The organism is Rhodococcus sp. (in: high G+C Gram-positive bacteria) (assembly GCF_049591685.1).
Classification (GTDB): domain Bacteria; phylum Actinomycetota; class Actinomycetes; order Mycobacteriales; family Mycobacteriaceae; genus Rhodococcoides.
The window spans coordinates 1-1,638 of sequence record NZ_JBAWFH010000006.1 but is presented as its reverse complement, the minus strand read 5'-3'; the positions used below and the strand labels follow the sequence as shown (position 1 = coordinate 1,638).

2 protein-coding genes are annotated in these 1,638 nt (G+C 66.0%); one reads left to right on the top strand and one right to left on the bottom strand.

Annotated features, from left to right (window positions below; all coding sequences use genetic code 11):
* A partial coding sequence (locus tag WBQ44_RS00140) for a DNA gyrase/topoisomerase IV subunit A (protein ID WP_495564711.1) occupies nt 1-1,214 on the bottom strand: 1,214 nt, incomplete at its 3' end.
* A gap of 66 nt (nt 1,215-1,280) precedes the next feature.
* Here WBQ44_RS00140 and WBQ44_RS00135 point away from each other — a divergent pair.
* A partial coding sequence (locus WBQ44_RS00135; RefSeq protein WP_495564710.1) for an alkaline phosphatase family protein occupies nt 1,281-1,638 on the top strand: 358 nt, incomplete at its 3' end.

Here is a 1,638-nt window from a genome sequence, read left to right as displayed (position 1 = left end):
CGGATGACCTGGATCACCTCGTCGATGTCGAGGATTGCGATGAGCAGACCCTCGACCAGGTGAAGACGATCCCTCTTCTTCTGCAAGCGGTACTGGCTGCGCCTCGTGATCACCTGGATCCGATGATCGAGGTAAACCCGCAGCATCTCGCGCAGTCCGAGGGTCGCAGGCTGCCCGACCACCAGCGCGACGTTGTTCATGCTGAACGAATCCTCGAGCGGAGTCAGCCGGTACAGGTGGTCCAGGACCGCCTGCGGATCGAATCCGGTCTTGATGCTGATGATCAGCCGAAGGCCGTTGTGGCGATCGGTCAGGTCGGCGATGTCGGCGATGCCCTGCAGCTTCTTGGCGTTGACGGCATCCTTGATCTTCTCGATGATCCGCTCGGGACCCACGAGGTACGGCAGTTCGGTGACCACCAACCCGGTCCGTCGCGGACCGAGCGATTCGATGGACACCTTGGCTCGCGTCCGAAACGATCCGCGCCCGTTCGTGTAGGCGTCCTTGATGCCGTCGAGTCCGACGATGATCCCGCCGGACGGAAGGTCGGGTCCGGGCACGAACTCCATGAGATCTTCGACACTCGCGTCGGGATTCTCCAGCAGATGGATGGCCGCTGCGACGACTTCGACGAGGTTGTGCGGGGCCATGTTGGTGGCCATGCCCACCGCGATGCCCGACGCACCGTTGACGAGGAGGTTGGGGAACGCGGCCGGCAGCACCTCGGGCTGCTGGAACTGGCCGTCGTAGTTGGGGATGAAATCGACGACGTCTTCGTCGAGGTTCTCCGTCAGTGCCAGCGCAGACGGCGCCAGTCGCGCTTCGGTGTAGCGCGATGCCGCCGGGCCATCGTCGAGCGAGCCGAAGTTGCCGTGCCCGTCGACGAGGGGCACGCGCAGGGAGAACGGCTGGGCGAGACGCACCAGCGCGTCGTAGATCGCGCTGTCACCGTGCGGGTGCAGCTTGCCCATCACCTCGCCGACCACGCGCGCGCTCTTCACGTGGCCGCGATCGGGACGCAGACCCATATCCGCCATCTGGAACAGGATGCGTCGCTGAACCGGCTTCAGTCCGTCACGGGCATCGGGAAGCGCGCGAGAGTAGATGACCGAGTACGCGTACTCGAGGAATGATCCCTGCATCTCGATGGAGACATCGACATCCTCGATGCGTCCATGGTCAGCAGGGGAGGATGCGGCGGGGGGAGTGGGCATAGACGATGTGGCCTCGGGTGACGGCGGAACGGCGTGGGCTTTCCCGCGTGTGCGAGACTGGCCCCGATGCCCCTCAGCCTACCCGTGGACCCGCCGCACGCTCGGAGCCTCACCGGTGTCGTGACGCAGATGTCGCGCGCACTCGACGGCCGCTCCGACTGGTTCGCGCCGGCGACCAGCGCGATCGTATTCGTGATCGACGGCCTCGGCGCGGCGAATCTGGCTGCCCGCAGCGGCCACGCGCGGTTTCTCACGTCGATGTCGACGAAGAAGCACGTGGCGCGTACCGTGTTCCCCTCGACGACGGCGTCCGCGCTGACGAGCCTGCTCACCGGTTCGCTGCCGGGGGAGCACGGCATCGTCGGGTATCGGGCTCGGGTGCCGGGCACCGATCGGGTGGCCAACCAGCTGCGCGGATGGGAGC